At 65.8% G+C, this 19,698-nt stretch carries 16 protein-coding genes; 12 read left to right on the top strand and 4 right to left on the bottom strand.

All coding sequences use genetic code 11. The features are described 5' to 3' along the window. Positions 1 to 72: 72 nt before the first annotated feature. The gene (locus ACFSL2_RS01555) at positions 73 to 1,437 is read right to left on the bottom strand and encodes an ATP-binding protein (protein WP_377196141.1); all 1,365 of its coding nucleotides are present in this window, start codon (positions 1,435 to 1,437) and stop codon (positions 73 to 75) included. Positions 1,438 to 1,938: 501 nt separating this feature from the next. Between ACFSL2_RS01555 and ACFSL2_RS01550 the strand changes: the two genes are divergently transcribed. Further along, positions 1,939 to 3,543, top strand: a complete 1,605-nt coding sequence (locus tag ACFSL2_RS01550; protein WP_377196140.1) for a recombinase family protein — start codon at positions 1,939 to 1,941, stop codon at positions 3,541 to 3,543. A 93-nt stretch (positions 3,544 to 3,636) separates the two neighbouring features. Here the strand turns inward: ACFSL2_RS01550 and ACFSL2_RS01545 are convergent, their stop codons facing one another. Continuing rightward, positions 3,637 to 4,476 (bottom strand): hypothetical protein, encoded by an 840-nt coding sequence (locus ACFSL2_RS01545; RefSeq protein ID WP_377183983.1) that lies wholly within the window; start codon positions 4,474 to 4,476, stop codon positions 3,637 to 3,639. 657 nt (positions 4,477 to 5,133) lie between these two features. Here ACFSL2_RS01545 and ACFSL2_RS01540 point away from each other — a divergent pair. Then, positions 5,134 to 7,050, top strand: coding sequence for an AAA family ATPase (locus ACFSL2_RS01540; RefSeq protein ID WP_377196139.1), 1,917 nt, complete (start codon positions 5,134 to 5,136; stop codon positions 7,048 to 7,050). A gap of 542 nt (positions 7,051 to 7,592) precedes the next feature. On the opposite strand, the gene ACFSL2_RS01535 is transcribed toward ACFSL2_RS01540, so the two are convergent. Next, positions 7,593 to 8,054 (bottom strand): hypothetical protein, encoded by a 462-nt coding sequence (locus ACFSL2_RS01535; protein WP_377196138.1) that lies wholly within the window; start codon positions 8,052 to 8,054, stop codon positions 7,593 to 7,595. A gap of 331 nt (positions 8,055 to 8,385) precedes the next feature. Between ACFSL2_RS01535 and ACFSL2_RS01530 the strand changes: the two genes are divergently transcribed. After that, positions 8,386 to 9,594: a site-specific integrase gene (locus ACFSL2_RS01530; protein ID WP_377196137.1), complete on the top strand. Its 1,209-nt coding sequence runs from the start codon at positions 8,386 to 8,388 to the stop codon at positions 9,592 to 9,594. Here the strand turns inward: ACFSL2_RS01530 and ACFSL2_RS01525 are convergent. Next, positions 9,575 to 10,051, bottom strand: coding sequence for a helix-turn-helix domain-containing protein (locus ACFSL2_RS01525; RefSeq protein ID WP_377183974.1), 477 nt, complete (start codon positions 10,049 to 10,051; stop codon positions 9,575 to 9,577). The two genes, ACFSL2_RS01530 and ACFSL2_RS01525, sit on opposite strands and share 20 nt — an antisense overlap. A gap of 446 nt (positions 10,052 to 10,497) precedes the next feature. Here ACFSL2_RS01525 and ACFSL2_RS01520 point away from each other — a divergent pair, with 446 nt between their 5' ends. The 9 genes from ACFSL2_RS01520 to ACFSL2_RS01480 all read left to right on the top strand — a co-directional run bounded on the left by ACFSL2_RS01520 (position 10,498) and on the right by ACFSL2_RS01480 (position 19,684). After that, on the top strand, positions 10,498 to 10,893 hold the full coding sequence (locus ACFSL2_RS01520; RefSeq protein WP_377196136.1) for a hypothetical protein: 396 nt from the start codon (positions 10,498 to 10,500) through the stop codon (positions 10,891 to 10,893). Positions 10,894 to 11,037: 144 nt separating this feature from the next. Further along, positions 11,038 to 12,342: a hypothetical protein gene (locus ACFSL2_RS01515; protein WP_377196135.1), complete on the top strand. Its 1,305-nt coding sequence runs from the start codon at positions 11,038 to 11,040 to the stop codon at positions 12,340 to 12,342. A 535-nt stretch (positions 12,343 to 12,877) separates the two neighbouring features. After that, positions 12,878 to 14,722: a phage tail tip lysozyme gene (locus tag ACFSL2_RS01510; RefSeq protein WP_377196134.1), complete on the top strand. Its 1,845-nt coding sequence runs from the start codon at positions 12,878 to 12,880 to the stop codon at positions 14,720 to 14,722. Positions 14,723 to 14,779: 57 nt separating this feature from the next. Beyond that, positions 14,780 to 15,772 carry a hypothetical protein gene (locus ACFSL2_RS01505; protein WP_377196133.1) on the top strand — a complete coding sequence of 331 codons (993 nt, stop codon included), beginning with the start codon at positions 14,780 to 14,782 and terminating at the stop codon, positions 15,770 to 15,772. Continuing rightward, a complete protein-coding gene (locus tag ACFSL2_RS01500) occupies positions 15,772 to 16,464 on the top strand; it encodes a hypothetical protein (RefSeq protein WP_377196132.1) in 693 nt (230 codons plus the stop codon). The genes ACFSL2_RS01505 and ACFSL2_RS01500 overlap by 1 nt, the downstream gene beginning before the upstream one ends. Positions 16,465 to 16,602: 138 nt before the next feature. Continuing rightward, positions 16,603 to 17,349, top strand: a complete 747-nt coding sequence (locus tag ACFSL2_RS01495) for a hypothetical protein (protein WP_377196131.1) — start codon at positions 16,603 to 16,605, stop codon at positions 17,347 to 17,349. Continuing rightward, complete coding sequence (locus ACFSL2_RS01490) at positions 17,346 to 18,083, top strand: hypothetical protein (RefSeq protein WP_377183955.1); 738 nt, start codon at positions 17,346 to 17,348, stop codon at positions 18,081 to 18,083. The genes ACFSL2_RS01495 and ACFSL2_RS01490 overlap by 4 nt, the downstream gene beginning before the upstream one ends. 63 nt (positions 18,084 to 18,146) lie before the next feature. Next, on the top strand, positions 18,147 to 18,656 hold the full coding sequence (locus ACFSL2_RS01485) for a hypothetical protein (protein WP_377196130.1): 510 nt from the start codon (positions 18,147 to 18,149) through the stop codon (positions 18,654 to 18,656). Next, positions 18,656 to 19,684 carry a hypothetical protein gene (locus ACFSL2_RS01480; protein ID WP_377196129.1) on the top strand — a complete coding sequence of 343 codons (1,029 nt, stop codon included), beginning with the start codon at positions 18,656 to 18,658 and terminating at the stop codon, positions 19,682 to 19,684. Before ACFSL2_RS01485 ends, ACFSL2_RS01480 begins: the two co-directional genes overlap by 1 nt. The last annotated feature ends 14 nt before the right edge of the window (positions 19,685 to 19,698 follow it).

The following is a 19,698-nucleotide window of genomic DNA, read 5'->3' as shown; positions in this document are numbered from 1 at the left end:
CCTCCTCGACGTTGATGCCGTGGTCCAAGGTCTTCGCGCACCCGAGCGACCTGAGGTCACCAGGGAATCCACTTAGAGCTCCCACAGGGAGGCGATGGGCAACCCGACGAGCTTCTCACCGAACCGCACACCCTGGTCCGCTGTGCCGAGCACGACTCCACCAAGGAACCTGTCGCCCAGGCGCTCAGCAAGCCGCTGTAGACCACGGAAGTGCTCGGGCTTGTAGGTCTGCTTCGCTTTCACCTCGAGGCCGAGGACCCGGCCATCGTCGAGCTCAAGGAGAACGTCCACCTCGACACCCGACGTCTCCCGGTAGTGGAAGACGGAGAACCGGGTGCCGCTCCAGGTCTGCTGCTTGCGCAGCTCGGAGACCACGAGACCTTCCAGCAGAGGACCCAGCAGCTCACCCCCGCCGACGAGTGCAGCAGCACGGGCGGCCGTGACACCCGAGAGATGCATCGCCAGCGCGGAGTCAGTGATGAGGCCCTTGGCCTTACCGGTCTGGCGAGTTGTGAGATTTCCCGTCCATGGTCGGATCCTCTCGACGAGATACAGCGTCTCGACGAGATCGAGGTAGGCGGTCATGGTCGTCTCGGGGACCTCGGCGTCCCGTGAGAGGCGGGCGCGGACCACCTCGCCGGCTTGGTTCGCCGCGACCAGGCGCAGGATCGTCGCCAAGCGATTGCCGTCGACGAGACGCCGAACATCGCGGGCGTCGCGCTGGACGATGCGGTCGACGTATCCATCGAACCAGGCCGCACGCAGTCGCGGCGACCGCCGGAAGACCTCCGGATATCCGCCTGCTGCCAGAAGGTCCGCATAGCCCTCACGCGAGACAGTCGAGCGGACGTCGAAGGGATCCACCCCAGCGACGAAGCGGGTCACGAAGTCGTCGACACGACCGTTGATCTCCCCCTGGCTCAAGGTCCGCAGCGGCAGAGTGACGGCTCGACCTGCTAGGGAGTCGGGCGTCCGTTCGAGCCGTAGCAGGTCGGCCGACCCGGTCAGAAGGAACCGGCCCGGGGTGCGAAGCCGGTCGATGGACGCCTTGATCGGCAGCAGCAGTTCGGGGGCACGCTGGATCTCGTCGATGACGAGCATCCCGTCGGGGAGCTGATTCACGAAGGCCTGCGGGTCGTTCTGCGCGGCGGCGCGCATAACGTCGTCGTCCAGGGTGAGGTAGCGCGCCGGTCGCTCCGAGCCTTCGACGAGCATCGTGGCGAGCGTGCTCTTGCCCACCTGCCGCGCGCCCTCGACGACAACCGCAGGGAAGGAGTCGACGAGTTCCTTGGCCCATGGGAGTGCATGGCGGGCGAGAATGTCGTTCGAGGTCACAGGACCATGAGACCTTGCAAGTCGCTGTTCTGCAAGCGCGAACCCGCTGTTCTGCAGAAGCCAGGTCGCTGTTCTGCAACCTCCAGGTCGCTGTTTTCGCACGATTCGGGATCGCAGTCGGCAGCGCTCGACCCGCTGGCATCTGATGAGATCGGGCCGCATCGGACGTAACCGTCACCGGGTCAGCTTGCCGACACCTGACCTTGCTTCAACAGGCGCCAGGCGGCCGCTATCGGAAGGGTTATGGCTCTGCCCAAGCCTACTGAACGTGGATCAGCCACCACCCAGTGGCTCACCTTGCCCAGGAAGCAGAGAGGCCCCGCGGACTCGATGTCCGCGGGGCCCTCCTTCAGTCACAGGACCGGGCTGTCACCAGCCGCGCTCCGCCAGCCGCACGGGCTCCGGCTCCTCCTCGACGTTGATGCCGTGGTCTAAGATTGTTCGATCCGGTGAGGGCATCGGAGCGAGCGTCGCATAGGGGAAGGCCATGCCATTGAGCCTAGTCAAGGCCCGATTCCGGGTCCCTGAGTCAGAGATTCAAGCCGAGGTTGACACGTGAGGCGGTCCAGGCGCACGAGCGGGCGGAAGCAGTGGCGGCCCGGCATGCGCGTCCTCCTCTACATCCGAGTCTCGAAGATCGGTGATCGGCACGACACCCTCATCTCCGACGACGTGCAGGAGGACGTTTGCCGCAAATGGGCCAGCAGAGAGGGGCTGGTAGTCGTCGGCGAACCTGTTACCGATCTGGACAAGACGGGTCGCGAGATGACCAAGCGGCAGATCTCGCACAGCATCGAACGAGTGCGACGCGGCGAGGCCGACGGAATCGTCGTATGGAAAGTTTCACGCTGGGGCCGCAACCTCATCGACTCCATGCTCAACGTCAACGAACTGCAGGAGGCTGGCGGGTTTATCGCATCGGCCACAGAGAACCTGGACGACGTCGAAACCCCGATGGGGCGCTTTTCGTTGACCCAGATGCTCGCAATTGCACAACTGCAGTCGGACCAGATCGGTGAGACATGGGAGAACATCCATGACTATCGGCGTCAACGAGGGCTGCCCCACAATGGCGGTCCACGTTTCGGCTATATTAAGAACGGTGACGTCGGTCGAGATGATCACCCTAGTCTCGTCTACACGATTGACCCACACACAGGACCCTGGCTTCGAAGGTGTTACGAAAACTTTGTCGCGGGCAAAGGAGTCAGCAAGCTTGTACTAGACCTAAACGAAAACGGCATCACCACCACTCGAGGCGGGCGCTTCACTTATCGAACGTTGCTCAAAATCCTGGACTCGGGGTTCGGTGCCGGATTGGTTATCGACCGTCGGGGCGCCAATCCGAACACCGACAAACCCAGTCTCGTTAACTACTATCCGGGCGCACAGGAACCAGTGATCGATACGGAAACGTGGGACGCTTACGTCGAGCGTCGCGCACGCAAGGCGCCACCTCGAGAAGTTTCCGCCCCCACTAAACTCTCTGGGCACCTCTACTGCGCATCATGCCAGCGCAAGCTGCGTGTATATTGGTCGACAAAAAGCGGCAGAAACAGTAGACATCGTGGCTATGAGTGCGGTCGCGACAAGTACAGCAATCAGACAACAATCCTCTGCCCCTCACCGGTCGCGATCCGGCAGAGCATGGCAGAGGCTAGCGTCTTAGAATGGCTGGAACGTAACGCACGTGGCGAGGATGACTTCGCCGCCGCGCTTGAGCGTCAGCACCAAAGAGAACAAGCATTGGCCGACGCCGAAGCAATTGATTCCGAGGTCGTGCGGTTGAAGTCTAGAAGGAAGCGCCTTCTTGACGTGTTCCTCGATGCAGATGGCGATGCCGAGGACTTGAAGGCCGAGTTCCGGGACAAGCGCGACGAGATCACGGCTCAGATCGAGGGACTCACGGCGAGGGCACAGTTCCTACGGAGCGAGAACTCAGTTGCGAAGGTCCCGTCGATCGAGGCCTTCGAAGGGCTTGTCGCGATTTGGCCCGATGCCGACGTGAACATGATGAATGAGGCTCTGCGGTCGGTGGTGAAGCGGATCTACGTGCACCGCGCGGGTGAGCAGAAGGCTGGGCTCGTGGGCCGTCTGGAAGTGATCGGCCTCTGGGCTGACGATCCGTATCAGACCTCGGAAAGCCAGGTCGGCGCCATGGGCGCACCCTCGTCTGCGTCGATCTCCGATGCCGACCGACGTTCGTAGATGACGTCGGACACGGCGTCGTCATAGGCGACAGCGACGCCCGGGCCGCTCCTGTCGAAGATGCTCTCCCAGTCGAATCCCATGGCCACGATCCTATTGGTACTCCGAGAGGATCCTCGCGATCCGGGTGTTGAGCTCGTCGGCTCGCGCGAGGATCGCGGCTTCCTCTTCCGGCGTGATCCGCCGCACTGGCTTCTTCGACCCGGGGTCGACCGGGTGGTCCAGGACGGTGGGTGCGTCGATCATCGTGGTCATCGTCCGGACGACGACCGAGAGGGACGACGAGTGCATCGAGGCGTACCGGTCGACGTAACCCCACTGGTCGGTCGCCGGCAGGAGGCCCGGGTGGTCGGGCCAGTCGAGCCAGCCGGGGCTCGGGTCGTCGCGCTGATGCCGGTGGGTCTGGTCGTCTGGGTCGTCGCGGCGGTGGCCCAGCGCCCGGACGGCCCTGTGTGTCCAGCTGCTGTTCGTGCCGATCACGTCGAGCCACGACCACACGGCGCACGCCGGGCATGAGGCTTCATCTTCTGTCCTGCGGATCCGAGGTCGCAGGTCCTGCAGCGCCCGTGGCGTGAGGCCGAGCGCACGGGTCCGCGTGAGTCCCAGTCCTCCGTGGCCGGTCGGTGCGAGCAGGACGGCGGCGAACAGCAGCCGGCGCAGCCTGAGTCGCGCCACCCAGTGGCTATTCGGGTCGGCGATTCGCGCAGTCCCGTGTCGCACGAGCCGTTCGAGGGAGGTCGCGTCGCCTCGAAGAGCGGCCGGCCACGCAGGCGCCGCGAGGTCTTCGGCCACGGGCAGCAGCGCGTCGAGCAAGGCACGAGAAGGGCTGGCCTGCCGGACGAACTGGTCGAGTGTCGTCTGGTCGCGGCGGTCGATCGGGGTCCCGGTGACCGCGCACCAGTCGAGCCAGAGGTCGGGTGCGGTGCTGCTCATCCCTCCAGCGTGTCACGCGACGCACAGGTGTCTTCATGCCCCGATAAGAGCCCTTACCAGGAACCCAGCCCGCCATGCCCGCCCTCCCCAACGAGGTGAATTCTCAGGTGTCCTCCGCTGTTGTCCTTCGTCAGCCGAGTTGGCGCATCGGTCACTTGATCTGTCGCATTCGCGATTTCCGGTCAATCTAGTTGTCGCACCGCAGGTCAGAGCGCTGGCCGCCGTCGGCGATTCGGTGATCCGTGACAGATCAAGTGACGGATCCCGCGCGAGGATCCGTCACTCTACTTGTCGCATCGCAGGTCAGAGCGTCGCGCTGCGCCAACTTGATTGACGGCGGACAGCTGTCCTCCGCCAGGCAAGTTGGCCCGTCCGCCACCTAACTTGTCCGTACGCGGTTCTCGGTCACTTAACTTGTCATCGGCGCAGGTCAGAGCGATGCGGCCATCAGATCCAAAGGCGCGGCGGCGACAACTTCACCGACCGGTTCCGGCAGGCGTGTCCGCCACTCAAGTTGTCCCACTGCAGGTCAGAGAGCCAGGCGGAGACAAGTTGAGTGGCGGAGGACATCAGGGCTCACGACGGGACCTACCCGGCCGTGTCGGTGGCTCCCAGTACGCTCGCCTCGCAGTGCCCACCGTTCGGGGAGGATGCTCAATGAGGCTGATGTCGTTCCGGGTTCGCCGGTACAGGAACGTGCTCGACTCGACAGAAGTGTCGGTCGAAGGTGACGTGACGACACTCGTCGGGATGAACGAGTCGGGCAAGTCAGCGATGCTCGACGCTCTCTATCGGCTGAACCCGGTCTACGGAGACACGTTCGTCGAGCGGGACGACTACCCGCGGTGGCGTTGGAAGCGCGACGGCCGGAGCGAAAACCTCTCGGAGGTCTCGCCGATCGAGGCGACGTTCGACCTGGACCAGGATGATCTGGCTGCGCTCAGTGACGCGCTGGGCACAGGTGTCGCTGCGCCAAAGACGGTGACTGTCGGCCGCCAATACGACGACGCGCTCTGGGTCGACATCGACATCGACATCGACCGCTTCATGCGCAACGTCCTCGAAGGCCACCCGGATCTGGACAAGATTCTGAGGACGCATGCCACCGTCACCGAGCTCAGGGAAGCCCTTGCCCCCGTCCCGGCCGCCGCCGTATCTGACGAAGCTGAGCTGGACGATCCGGAGGACGACAGCCCCGTCGCCAATGCTGCCGCGCTGGAGAGGATCAAGTCGCTCGTTGGACGCAACGACGATCTGAACATGATCGCGAGGGAAGTCGTCGCGGCTCGGATGCCTCAGTTCTTCCGGTTCGCGGGGTATCAGAACCTTGAGGGCCGTGTCGATGTCGCGACGCTGCGTACGCAGGAGGACGAGGAACCCGGAGCGTCACCCAAGCAGACTGCCCGTGCGCTCCTGCGCTTGGCCGAGACCGACATCGACTCGGTGACCGACGCCGAATTCGAGTCGCGCACCGCCGAGCTCGAGGCCGTCTCCAGCGATCTCTCACGCGAGATGGCCGAATACTGGAGCACCAACCCTGAACTCAGGATCAGGGTGGAGATCGAGGCGGAGACTGTGCCGCAGCCGCAGGGTCAGACGATCGTGGCGCGTTACCTCAATTTCCGCGTCGAGGACCGTAAGCACGACTTCACAAACAACTTCGCACTCCGCTCGTCGGGCTACCAGTGGTTCTTCTCCTTCCTCGCGGCGTTCAGCGAGTTCGAGGAACGAGAGGACGACGTTGTGATCCTGCTCGACGAGCCCGCGCTCACTCTCCACGCGAAGGCTCAGCGGGATTTTCTGCGCTTCATCAACGACCGCCTCGCACCAATAGGGCAAGTGATCTATACAACGCACTCGCCGTTCATGGTCGAGCAGATCGAGCGGGTGCGGGTCGTGGAGGACCGCGGCGAGGACATTGGTTCTGTCACTTCGTCGGACGCACTGGAGGTCGGTGAGGACAGCGCCTTTCCGTTACAGGCTGCACTCGGCTACGACCTCTCGCAGAACCTCTTCATCGGGGAACGGAACCTGCTCGTCGAGGGCCCCTCGGACCTCGCCTATTTCGACGTGATCAGCCGATACCTCCGTGACCAGGGTCGCGAGGGGCTTGACGACCGGTGGCGCATCCTCCCCGCGGGAGGTGCCTCGAACGTTCCCGCGTTCGTCTCGCTCCTCGGGCGCAAGGTGTCCGTCACTGTTCTGCTCGACTCGGGCACCGAAGGCGGCGGCAAGGTCGAGGCCGCGATCAAGGCAAACAAGATCGACGGTGGACGAGTCGTGTTCGTAGGTGCGGTCCTGGACCAAAAGCACAGCGACATCGAGGACCTGTTCGGCGTTGGTGACTACCTCTCGTTGTACAACGCCGCGTTCGCAAAGAAGCACAAGGTCGGAGACTTGCCAGATCATCCCGACCGCCTACTCCTGCGGCTTGAGGCGCTAGACGGCAAGTTCGACCACTGGCGCCCGGCCGAGGTGCTGCTCCGTGACCCGACGAAGGTCGAGAAGCTCTCACAGACCACGCTGAACAACTTCGAAGCGCTGGCACGCAAGATCAACGTCACCCATGCATGATGTGTCGATGCATGTTCGGAAGCTAACCCGGGATCGTCGCGTTGGTGCGGTGGACAGACGATCTGTCACCCTGCTTCGCCGTTGCCACTATCGGTGCCAGACGTGTACGTATTCGCTCGTCTTGAATGGGGCTCCCTCAGGACCTTTGGTGTAGGACGGAACCCACGTCGGCCGGCGCAGTGTCTGACGAGGTCCGTGGGGTTGCTGGCGCCAGTGGCCGCGCACGATCTACCGGTGACGGTACGTGCGCCCGCCGGCGCCGAGAGTTGTGTCGACGTGCTTCATACGACGCAGGTCGACCACAGTCACACCCGGGTTGGTGCCTGCCCGACGCCTTGCGGCCTTTCTGCCCGGCTGTACCCGGCGTGTGCTGGCGACCGTCGATTGCTTGCATGAGAGTCCACGCACCGACGAGCATCGCGACGAGAGCGCCGTAAGCGAGGTCCTGGCGCATCTCGGGCAGGTGCGTGGGGTTCCACCTCATCATGCTTCCTTCGGGTCGATACAGATCTCTGGCCAGGTCTCATCTATTGGTGAACCGCTTATTGCGTGGTGTGCTCGGCTAGCCAGTCCTGAAGGGTTTCTTCGTCCCACTCGGAGACAGGCTGCGGTGGCGCGCCGACGAAGGATCGCCGTGGATCCGTCGTCCGATTTGTCATTGCCCGTCTATAGGCGGCGTGGTCGGAGAAGTATGAGGTCACGTGGCCGTCGGTATAGGTGACGATCGTCGGGTTGTGACCGGTCGCATGGTCAGGCTCCCTCAGGCCCTGCTCCTCTGCGACGTCCCGCACTTGGTCGCGTAGGACGACAAGGCGTTCCTCAGCGTCGTCCGCAGCGTCCGCCTTGAGTTGTGACTTGGAACCGGCAAGGCCCGTACGCCAGGCGGCCGCCAGGGGTTTGATGATCCACCTGAACACCGCAAGGACAGCTGCCAGGATCACACCGCCGAGGACGACGTAGACGATCTCTTTGGTCTCAAACCCTTCCGCGAAAATGGTCGCCATGGGGTCTACTGCCCGACCCTGCAGCAACCTGCGTTACCCGTCTCGTGCATCCACCTTGAACCGCGCGGCGTGCTGCGCTCATAGTCCCGCTCATTCGCGCGCGAGGATCCATCCGTCATCTCGCGAGGATCACCTATGTCGTCGAGGTCCGCACGCCCGGCGCCTAGTCGACCACCACCTCCGAGCGCTGTACACGCTTCGTACCTAGCCATGGTGACGACCGTAGTCGGCAAATCCCGCAGCGCGCTATCGCCACCCATCAAACTCGATTTGTTCGTTGCCCGACGCTTCAGGAACTCGACGTCGTTTGCCCCCCAATTCTGGGCGGGGCGTGAACGACACTGGAGCGATGGTGATGGTGAACGCGCTGGAGCGCAGGGTGCACCTCGCGGCGGTCGACGCGCCGCCGGTGATCCTCGACGCTGACATCGCCGAAGAGCTGCACGAGCTCGAGGCTGTCTCCCGGGACCTCGAGACTCACACCCTGTCGATCAATACGCGGCGGGCCTACGAGAAGGCGTGGCGCTCGTTCGGCGGCTTCTGTGTCGACCTAGGCCTCGAGGCGCTGCCCGCTCACCCGCAGGTGGTGCGGTGGTACGTGGCGTGGATGTCGACCCAGGTCGACGACTGGGGCGAGCCCCGGTTCGCACTGGCCACCATCCGCCAGCATCTCGCGGGCATCGCCGAGCGCCACCTGCGTGACGGTTACCTCGACCCGACCGGTCACCGCGCGGTGAGCGACCTGGTCCGCGGCCTGGCGAAGCTGCGCGCCGCGAGGCCCGTGCGCAAGAGGCCCTTGGTGCTCGACAAGGTGGTACGGATCGTCGATTCGATGACCCACGACGTCTATCCCGCAGGTGTCTCGGCCACGAGGGACGCGACCGCGCTGTGGCTCGGCTTCGCCGGGGCTCTGAGGCGCAGCGAAGCGGCAGGTCTGCGGCTCAACAGCCTCGAGCTGCACCCGGGCGACGGCATCCATGTGCACGTGGGCCGGTCGAAGGCCGATCAGGACAACTCCCAGCCCGACGTCGTCGTCCTCCCCTTCGGCGGTACGCCACGGACTTGCCCGCCGTGTGCGGTGCACCGGTGGGTCGCACTGCTACGAGAGTCGGCGACTGTCGACCCCCGGACTCGTCGGCAGTCGCTCATGAGCCAGCTGTACGGCTACCAGCTCGACACGCATGTCTGTGGCGCCGACGGCGGCGGTCAGCTCATCGACGGTACGGATCTGGCATCGTCCGCTTACCTGCTGCGCGCGACGTACCGCAACCGGAAGGACGCACGGATCCACGAGGCCGGCGTCAGCGGCGACGCGCTGCACACGATGCTGCGCAGACGTATGACAGAAGCCGGGATGAATCCCTCGGCGTACGGCTTTCACAGCCTGCGCGCCGGGCACGTCACGCAGGCGAGGCGCAACGGCGCGAGCACCGAAGAGATCATGCGCGCGGGCCGGTGGCAGAAGGCCGAGACGGTGAACGTCTACGACCGGGAGTTCAACCCGGCCGCCCGCAACAGCGTCATGCGTCTGGGTCTGTGACCCGCGCGTCGATCGCGGCCTGGTGCTCCGGATCTAGCTTGTAGTCGACACGGGTCTTTGGATCCGCATCCCTGGCGTGCTTGCGAAGCTGCTCCCGTTCTGCGGACAGCAGCTGGATCTCCCGGGTGATCCGAGCGACCTCGTGACGCTGCTTCTCCCACAGCTGCTCGGCCGCTGCGAGCTCGGCGAGGCGCTCCTGGATCTCGGCCTCGTTCTCGCGGGCGGCATCGTCGCTCACGAGCACGATCAGCGGCACGCCGAGGGAATCGGCCGCGGCGACCGCCTCGTCGAGTCGGACCGCGCGGGTCATCTGCTCGATGCGGGTGATCCTGGTGGACTCGACGTTCTCACCGAGCAGCCGCGCCATGCGCCGGGCGAGCTCGGCCTGGCTGATGCCGAGACGCGCCCGCTCCTGTCGCAGGCGTCGCGCAAAGAGGTCTCCGGGCAGTGGGTTCATGCGGGTCGTTGCTCCTGGTCAGGTGAGCGGACATGCGGGCCTTGCATCTGTCGGAGCAGACCCTGCCACAGCAGTGCTGGAACAGCACATTACACAGATCGACCTGCGGATTCCACAGGGCCGCTGTGCGCTGCCGAGGCTGGCACGACACCGCCCGCCTCTCGCCACCGAGACCTATCGGAATCTATCCACAGCCCACCCGATAGTCCTATCGATTGATGACTCGAATGATGTAGATTGGCAATAGGAGACGCGCACGCATACGAGTAGACCCGGATCTTGTCGACGAGTACGTCGACCAGCCCGACCCTCAAGGCTCCTGGTCAGGATGCGTCCGACCGCATTGGCGATAGGTCGTCGCATCCTCTATCAGCAGGTAGTCGTGCTCGTGGTCTTGTGACTCGCCGTCATGTCACGAGCGATCCGAAAGGCCAGAGGGAAGAACCATGACGAGGATCTACTACGAGGCAACAGCCCTCGGACCGGCGTCGCTGCCGAGTGCCGCCTGGGACCTGACGAGCTTCCTGGAGAACGCCAAGGCCCAGGTCCAGCAATGGGGTGGTCTTGTGCTCATGCTGCTGGGGGCTGCCGCACTGGTGTGGGGAGGGGTGCTCCTCCTCAAGAAGCTATGGGCGAACCCGCAGACGGCCAGCCAGCAGGCGGGCTGGGGCACCATCGCCGCACTCATCATCTTCGCGGGTGCCCTGGGCACGGGCGGGTGGCAGTTCATCGAGACAGTCGGGTCCGGCGGCCAGCAGACCATCGAGGACCTCGGCGGAGGCACCGTGATCGTTCAGACCGTCGATCAGGTCGGCGGGGTCCTGGACCGCATCTCCGGCTAGGAGGTCCTCCCAGATACGCCCGGACACACGAGATGTCGCCGGACCGGAACCCCGGAGGAGCCCGGCATCCTCCGGCCCGGTTCGTCGTACCCAGGTCCGGGCCCGGTACAGGCAGGACAGAGAGCAGGGCGGCAGGCAGGGAACATGGGAATCAAGGACAAAGCACTGAACCTCGGCAAGAAGTTCAAGCTCGACTCGCACCACGCGATCGAGCGCTTCGGTGTCTTTTTCGGCATCTTCGTGGTCACGGGCGCGATCGTGATGGTGGGTTCGGGTGTCGCGGCCTTCAAGGCGGGTCGCGACGCGCTGTCGCAGACAGCTTTGTACACGCAGGAGTTCGTCACGTCGAAGACGGATCTCGGCGGCGACGTCGACGGGATCTACACGAACGAGAGCGGCGACAAGGCGCTCGTGATGATGCACTTCGACGAGAGCGCACAGATCTCGTACAACGCTGCGGACTACCAGGCGTTCCTGCTCGGTTCGGACACCTCGCTGAACAGCGAGCCGGTCAGCACCGGCGGGATCGAGGGGTCCTTCCACGTCTTCGGCTCGACCGGTTACGTCGGGGTCCTCCTGGACGCCGAGGAGCCTTTCGACCGTCAGGTCCTCAATCTGACCGTACGGGCGAACGCAGAGCTGTCCTTCGCGAAGCAGGATGGGACTGCGAACCCCGACGAGCTGGGTGGCGATCGGACTTTCGCCAAGTACGACCAGTGGAGGGTCTTCTTCAACCCCGGGGCCTCGGGAGCCGAGGTGATCCCCGCTCTCGACGCACTGACCTTCGATCCTGCGCGCGCGTTCTACGACGTCGTGCTCGAGACCCAGGAGGCGGAGCTCCGGACTTCCCTGGACCGGAAGCTCATCGAGATGCGCACAAGCCTGGCTCAGGTCGAGGCGTACACGACCGATCTGGAGATGACCAAGGTCGACGGGCTGTTCCTGCGTCCGCCGTCGGTGCCCGCGTCGCTGGCCGGCGACGAGATCACGGGTGTCTCGGCCGCTGAGGCGCAGGACGGTGTCTCGACGCTGACGCTGGAGACCGACCAGGTCGTCCCCGGCGGGTTCGGCCTCGACTGGCGCTCGGGCGACGTCTACGACGGCTACCTCGATGCCCTCGTACCTTCCGGGCAGAGCTACGCCGAGTTCCTCTCCGCGAAGCGTGAGGAAGTCGCGGACGGCAGGACTCAGAGGGTCTCGGACATGCAGTGGATCCTCTCGGACGGTTCCAGCCTCACCGACGACTACCAGCTCTCGGACGTGACGATGCGGCCCCTCACGACCGTGATGAACAACCTGTCACGGGCGTATCAGGACTACTCCACAGGCAAGGCCGAGTATCAGTCCGACCTGATGCTCGAGCTCCTCCGACTGGACGTCTCTCTACGCGGCGTGCAGTCCAACAGCACTGTCCGCGACGACCACGACTTCCTGACGACGCTCTACTGAGCGCGAACAGGTCACGACCGGGCACCGAACCGGGAGGGAAGTTCTGATGGCTACCGACAAGCCCAAGAATCCGGACGCGTCGGCCCGGTCCGGTACCTCCGCAGATCGGAAGGACGTGGAGGGGCACAGCAGCACGCAGCCACCACACCCGGCAGCACCGGAATCTGAGGGCTCAACCCCCTCACAGGTCCCTGCGAGTTCTTCGTCGTCGTCGGCCGGATCATCTGGGCGAGGCGGCAAGGACCTCGGCGCTGATCACGCCGGCACGAGCAGATCGCACGGGGACGGCACCAGACCGGGTGGGCCGGTCATGGGTCGAAGCAGACCTGCAGGCTCCGGCGGCGGACCCGCCACAGCCAAGCAACTGCCGATCCCGGCTTCCTCGGGCAGCCCGACAGCACCGACCGGACCGGACAATCGCCGGCCGGATGCCGGGGCTGCAGTTGCTGCCTCGCGTGCTGAGGGTGGCCCAGGTCCGATCTTGGGCCACCCTCAGGACGCAAGCCGCAGTGCGGGCGGCGTGGTTGGCCGGGCTGTGGAAGGCGACCGCGAGAGCAGCACCCGCCGCTACGCCGGCAAGGTTGTGGCCGGCAGCATCGGCGGCGGCCTGCAGGGCGGCCTGCATGGCGCTGCGGTGGGCGCGGTGAAGGAAGTCGGCATCGAGGCGGCAAAGGACACCGTCAAGGGTGCGGCCCAGGTCACCGGCGGCAGCCCGGACGCCACGCCGGCGGACGAGCGCGGCCTGGGTGCCGGCGGCACAGGCTACGCGCGCGCCGGCGCGAAGGCGGCGGACGAGGGCACGGGCTCGAAGGTCGCCAAGGGTGTCGCCGTCGGGGGTGCCGCGGCGGCCGCGCCACCGGCCATAGGTGTGCTCATGACGATGGCACTGCTGAACTGGCTGAAGTCGATGTTCTTCGCGTCCATGGCGTTGGCGGCCAACGCCGCGAACGCGCTGTGGATGTTCCTCGTCAACGTCGTCAAGGCGGTCGGTCACGCGGTGGCCGCGCCCTTCGTAGCGATCGGTGGGTTCATCGCGAACACCACGGGCGCGGTCCTGGGCGTCGCCGTCAGCGCCGCGGTGGCCCCGGTGGCCGCCGCGGCGTCAGGTGTCACCGCGTCGGTGGCCGCGATCGCCCTCATGAGCACCGTCGTTACCGGCGTCCTCGACCAGACGTCGCTCACCGAGGGTCGCATCAGCTCCAGCGGGTCGGCCTGCGTGGTCGAAACCCGCGGTGGCGGCGCAGCCGGCGTCGGGGTCTCGGTGAACAGCGAGCAGAACGCGAAGGCCGTCTATTCGGTGCTGAGCAGCTGGGGAATGCCAGACGAGAACATCGCGGGCATCCTCGGCAACTGGTCACAGGAGTCGGGTATCGACCCGACCTCGGTCGAGGCCATCTTCGACGAGCCCTATCGGATCGGCCCGCGCAAGCAGGCGGCCTGGGACGGGAACTTCACCCACATCCCCGGCCAGACGCACGGCGGTATCGGCCTGGGCCAGTGGTCGAACGGCCGCACGCTGCAGCTGCTCCGCTACGCCGAGACCAAGGGGCTCGACTGGTACACGATCCAGGCGCAGCTGGCGTTCATGGTCGAGGGCGACAACCCGAGCGACGTCGCGGTCTTCAAGGACATGATCACGACGTCACAGGGCTCGCCGAGCGCGGCAGCGATCCACTTCCACGACCGGTGGGAACGCTCCGCCGACAATGCGGCGATGAAGGCCGAGCGCTCCGCCGACGCCGAGATGTGGTTCGGCACGATGAGCGGCTGGCAGGTCGACGACTCCATCGCCGGCGGAGTCGAGGACATCGTCGGCGACATCGTCGGCGGAATCAGCAACGGGATCAGCACCATCCTCGGCAACTGCGGCGTCCAGGGTGAGAACATCGGCCTCACCGGTGGTGGGATGTCCGAGGCGGACGCCCAGGCACTCGTCGAGCTCTACAACGCGGAGGGCGACCAGATCCTCCGGGACACCTTCAACGGCGGCGGCCCCGGACAGTGCAACGGCAGCTACATCGAGAACTGCGTGAGCTTCTCCTGGTACTTCATCGTCAAGTACACCTCCTACACGGGTGGCTACACGCCGGGCAACGGCGTCGACGTGGCCGGGTCAATGGCGGGCGCGATGGGAAAGCACACCACGAAGACCCCGACGCCGTACTCGGTGTTCTCGCACGGCAACACCTCGGTAGCCGGCCACACGGGCATCGTCCTCGCCATCGAAGGCGATCGGATCCTCATCGGTGAGGCTGCCTACTGCCAGTTTCCCGGCCGGGTGCGGTGGGTCGAGGTCTCGGAGTGGAAAGACGGAGGCTGGGAGTTCGTCGACGTCTCGGACATGGTCGGAAACGGCGGGAACGACGAGATCAAGATCTAGATCTAGGTCGAGACCTGCCCCGTCCACTGGGTCAATGTCGAGGGAGGAGTTCGTGTCGTGACGGCAGCCGACGGCAAGACCGAGGACACAAGTCCGGACTGGGCCGACGCCGAGCCGGCGTCCGAAGAGAAGCCTGTCGCGTGGAACAGGCGCAAGCACTTCACTGGGCCCGAGCTCGAATCACGCTTCGACGACTGGGCTATGCGTCAGCGCGTGACCCCCGACGCACGCACACCCCAGGGCGACGCCCGATTGGTTCGACGCGCACTCGCTGCGGTCATGGGCGTGGGAATCCTCGTCCTCGTCGTCGCCACGGGCGTGACTGGTGAGAAGTACGACGCGACCCGGGCGCAGAACGAGGCCCGGATCGTCGAGCTCGAGGAGCAGCTGGCCAAGGTCGAAGCGGTGGGGCAGGACACGGACCTCGCCGAGCAGATGTCGACACTCACCGAGGCGGCCGCTGCAGATGCGGAGCAGGTCGCGACGGCCCAGCAGACCTTTGCCGAGCTCTACCGCGAGGCCAGCACGCAGCCCGGCCCGAACAACGGCGCGCCCAACCGGGCCATGCTCGACATCGCCGAGCACCGGCGACGGCTCGCGCCGCTGTTCAGCCACTCCTCCTACCTGGTCCAGGACGAAGAGGCCTACAACTGGTCGACGGCGACGTCGTTCGATGCGACCTCCGAGGTCGACCCTCGCTACGCCTGGTACATCCGCTACGACGGGCCGGACGCCGCCGATCCGCGTGCGTACACGTGGGCCCTCGAGACGGTGCTGCCGGACGTCGACTCCCTGGACACCTCGGGCACGACGGACCGGGCACAAGCGGTCTGGCTCTGTCGGGACGCGGCAACCGACGAGGTGCTCGCCTGGGCGAGCGCGCGCTACACGCATGACGGCACGACGGGGACCTTCGACCAGCTCGAGGTCGCGACGACGGCGGCCGGTGCGCAGTACCGGCGCGGCTCGAGCCCGCCTCAGGACCGGTCAGCGGTCCCAGAGATCGCCGCCGGCCTGGGCGGACAGGACAAGAACAGCGGCGGGAACTGATGAGCGAAGCATCGACGAGGCGAGGACTCTTCCGGCGCAACCTCTGGACCTCGGTGATCGCGGCCGCCCTGGTGGTGGTCTCGATCGTCGCAGGCCTCACCTGGAACGCCCAGCACGTGGACCTGGCCGGGCAGCAAGCGCGAATCAATGAGCTCGCCGGACGGCTGGCCGACGTCGAGCAGGAGAACGACGAGCGGGTGGAGGTGAACGTCCTCAAGTCTCTCGGCGTCAGCCGGTCGCGGATGGACACCGATGCCGCGGTCATCGAGTCGCTGCTCGATGTGGCCTTCACGTGGGACTCGGGCGTGGCCTACGACGAAGCGCGTGAGCGCCTCAAGGACCGGTTCGACCTCACCGAGGACGACGTGTTCCTGCAGGAGTTCATGCCTCCGTCGCGATTCAACGAGGTCCGCGACGGTCAGAGGTACTACTACATCGACGCGGTCGGGCTGAACTCGGCGATCGGCGACGATCCCGACATCGAGGTCGTCGAGGTCCGGGCGAGCGACTACGCCTATGCCGTCCTGGTCGACATCGCGATTACCTCAGACGCGGTGAGCCGGAACGACGCCAACAGTGCGAGCGTCACGGCGCACCGACCGATGCTGCTCTTCGTGACGGTCGACGCCGACGGAGCGGTCTCTGAGCTCTCTGGCGTCCCCGCGAGCGGCAGCACTCGCCATTCCGGATGATTCCATCCATCTTTCGAATCATCCTATTGATAGGCTTGCATTGGAACGCTAATGGACCAGCGAGTCGAGGCGAATGATGTCGACACGGATCGGCGAGTCGGAGGTCAGGCTGTGAGCGGTACGCACAAGAAGCGTTTCGTGACCCCGTCGAGCGTGTCGGGCCTCGAGCCGCCGAACGAGGAAGCTGATGCCCCCGACCAGATGGGGACCACCGGCGACATGCGCACCGGCACGGTCGTCGCGGCTGTGAGCATGGGCGTAGGGGCGCTGTTGTGTTTTGTGCTGGCCGCAGGGTTCGCCGGTGGCCGGCCCGGGGACAGCGCCCAGATGTCGCAGGAGCTCTTCGCCCTGCAGGAGCGGATCCGGGTCGCGGAGGCGAAGACCGTTGCCCTGCCGGGTGCGGAAGACGCCGACCGCGGTCTGGTCGCGGCCTTGTCTGCTTCTGGCCAGGTCGCGAAGCTGCAGAACGACTATCGCTATCTGACGCCCCACGTGGCCGCTTCCGGCGGTGACGTCGACTTCGATGCGAGCCTGTCGGGGCGCCGGAACCTCGTCCCCTACTTCGCGCCCTCGGTCGACCAGGCACGTCTCGCGCCCTGGTATCTGCTGGCCGGCGACAAGGACGTCGCGAGCGGCATAGGGACCCCGATGAGCTTCGACTCGGGCTTCGAGTGGGTCGCCCAGGTGCCCTACGCGATCACCGACGACAGCAGCGTCGAGGTCACGTGGCTGGCGTTGGAGACCCGGACCGGTCAGGGCGAGACACCGGCGCTGCTCGCCTGGGCCAGCGCCCACTACGACATGCACCGCAGGACGTTCTCGGGTGTGACGACGGGTACGACGGCGACGGGTGAGGCGCTGCGACTGGAGGTGACGGGATCGTGACCGCAGACAGGAGGTACTGGCTGCGCAGCCACGCCGGGAAGCTCCTGGTCGGCGGTGCAGGGGCTCTGCTCACGCTCTCGGTGTTCGCGCTCGGCTCGGCCCTGCTCGATGACGGCTCGACCGAGCCCGATGACGAGGACGCTCTGGTCCAGGCGCTCGAGGCAGATCTCGCCGTCGCGCTGCACGAGCTCAAGGTCGCGCACACCGCGCTGCAGACAGAGCTCGCGAGTACGGAGACCGATCGAGTGAGCCAGGACGAGGCCGTGATCCGGTCCCTCCTGCTCAGCCTGACGGACAGTTCGGCGTCAAGCCGGTCGGTCGCTAGGACGCAGGCGCTGCTCGACGCTCGCTACGAGTTCCTCGACCACGAGTCGAGGGTCCTGACCGAGTTCGTGCCCGGGTGGATGACGGCGACCGGATCCATGCAGGGCGCTGGCACTGTGTACGCCCTCGCCGGTCTCGACCTCGACGTGCGTGGCGTGCAGGGCCTGGACTACTCCTACGTCGGAGTGGCCCGGCTCGATCCTGTCGAACAGGACGAGAACAGCACCACCAAGAGCGAGTTCGTGGTGTTCACCTGCGCCACTGCCCATGACGGCACCGTGACGTCGCTGGACGCCTACCGAGCCTCGAACAGGACCCGCGATGTCCTGGTCGCGGCCAGGAACGAGGACGAATCTGCCGAGACCGGCATGACGCCGACGGCGGATCCGTCGTCCGATCAAGGCGGCTGATCGGCGCACTGATCGACCAGCACATACCCACAGGGCCTCGACGACACGAAGGGCGAGCAGAGTATGACCACCTCGACGTTGGACCAGACCGAGACGGCAGACACGACCGCTACGAAACCTGTGTCGAAGAAGCGGGATTCACGGCTCCGAGCTGTATGGCAGCACCTGGCCCCGACGAAGAGCCGCGACGGCGGTCTGCCGCTCGTCCTGTGGGCCGGGTTCTACCGGACAGTCGTTCTCGCCGGCGACTATCTGCTCGCGTTCATCTCTGCCATGGTCGTCATCCCGTCGTTGGGTGCCTGGCTGCACGCGCAGTCCGGTGCGTCCCAGGGCGGTCTCACCGAGGCCGGGACGGTTGCGATGTGGCTGATGCCCTTCCTCTTCCTGGTCGCTCTGCTCGTCGCCGGCGAGATCGCCCTCATGCGCGGCATGTGGCGCTGGGCGACGCGGATGATCGCGCGGATCCGAGACTCCCGGACCAAGGAGACCGAGACCGAGACCGAGAGCGAGACCACGGTGCCCCGCGCCAGGACCGGCCGACAGAGCAAGAGGAACCACAGGAGGAGCACGTGATGCGAACCGCAGGACTTCCGATGGACGACGTGTGGGCGCACCGTGTGCTGCACGAACGAGGTGTCAAGACGTACCGGATGGAGGGCGTGCCTGCCGAGATCGGTGTCCTGGTCGGATCGCTCGACCTCAAGCACCGCAGCAAGGAGGAGAACTACCGCCCGTACCTGCACCTGACCGGCGAGCTGCGTTCGATCACCCCGACCGAGCCGCTGCCGTACGCGATCTCCCAGGTGACCTACTCCCCCGGCCACGGAGAGAAGGTCGACGCGTTCTACGAGTTCGACGACCAGCAGCTGGTCGCGCTCGCCGCCAAGGGCTATTTCACGGACGGCTTCGTGGTGCCCGAGCAGGTCACCGGGATTGAGTGGGAGCTGCCTGCCGCGGTAGACGTTCTCGTGCTCGCCCCGTCGGGGATGCCGACCGAGGGTGACGCACCTGTGGTCTTCACCCGGGTGCACGACATCGGAGGCCTCGAGATCGATCGCGAGTCAAGTGGCTACGACCTCGCCCAGTACTTCGCCGAGCACCCCGCGGACGGCGCACGGAGGACGCAGACCGTCGTCGACGAGCGCGCGCTGTTGGCTCGCTCGGACGCGATCAACTCGTTGTTCACCCAGGACGAGCTGAGCCTGGACGCCGAAGCCGGGCGGGCTGGCGCTGCGCCCGGGGTCCAGGCGGAGCCGGTCGGCGACGGTGTGAGCGAGCGGTTGCAGCAGGTCGAGGCCGAGATCGCAGCCGAGGCCGAGCAGTTCCGCGCCGGACGCGAGCGTATCGAGGGCACCACCGAGAACCTGTACCGGGAACGCGTGGCCCAGCCGAGACCCGCGACCGAGCACAAGGGCGAGCCGTTGCTCGAGCGAGCGCCCCACGTCCCAGAGGCCGACCTGGATCTCGAGGTCGAGGAGCGGGAGACCCGCTGGCAGGCAGGCGAGCCCGCTGCGAGCTTCGAGGAGCACAAGCGCATGGTGGCCCGCCGAGCGGCCGACCTCGATCTCGACGACTTCGGCGAGCAGGGTCTGGGGTCCTGAGGACGGTCCAAGCA

Source organism: Promicromonospora aerolata (assembly GCF_042682255.1).
Lineage (GTDB): Bacteria > Actinomycetota > Actinomycetes > Actinomycetales > Cellulomonadaceae > Promicromonospora > Promicromonospora aerolata.
This window is presented reverse-complemented; position numbering and strand designations above follow the sequence as displayed.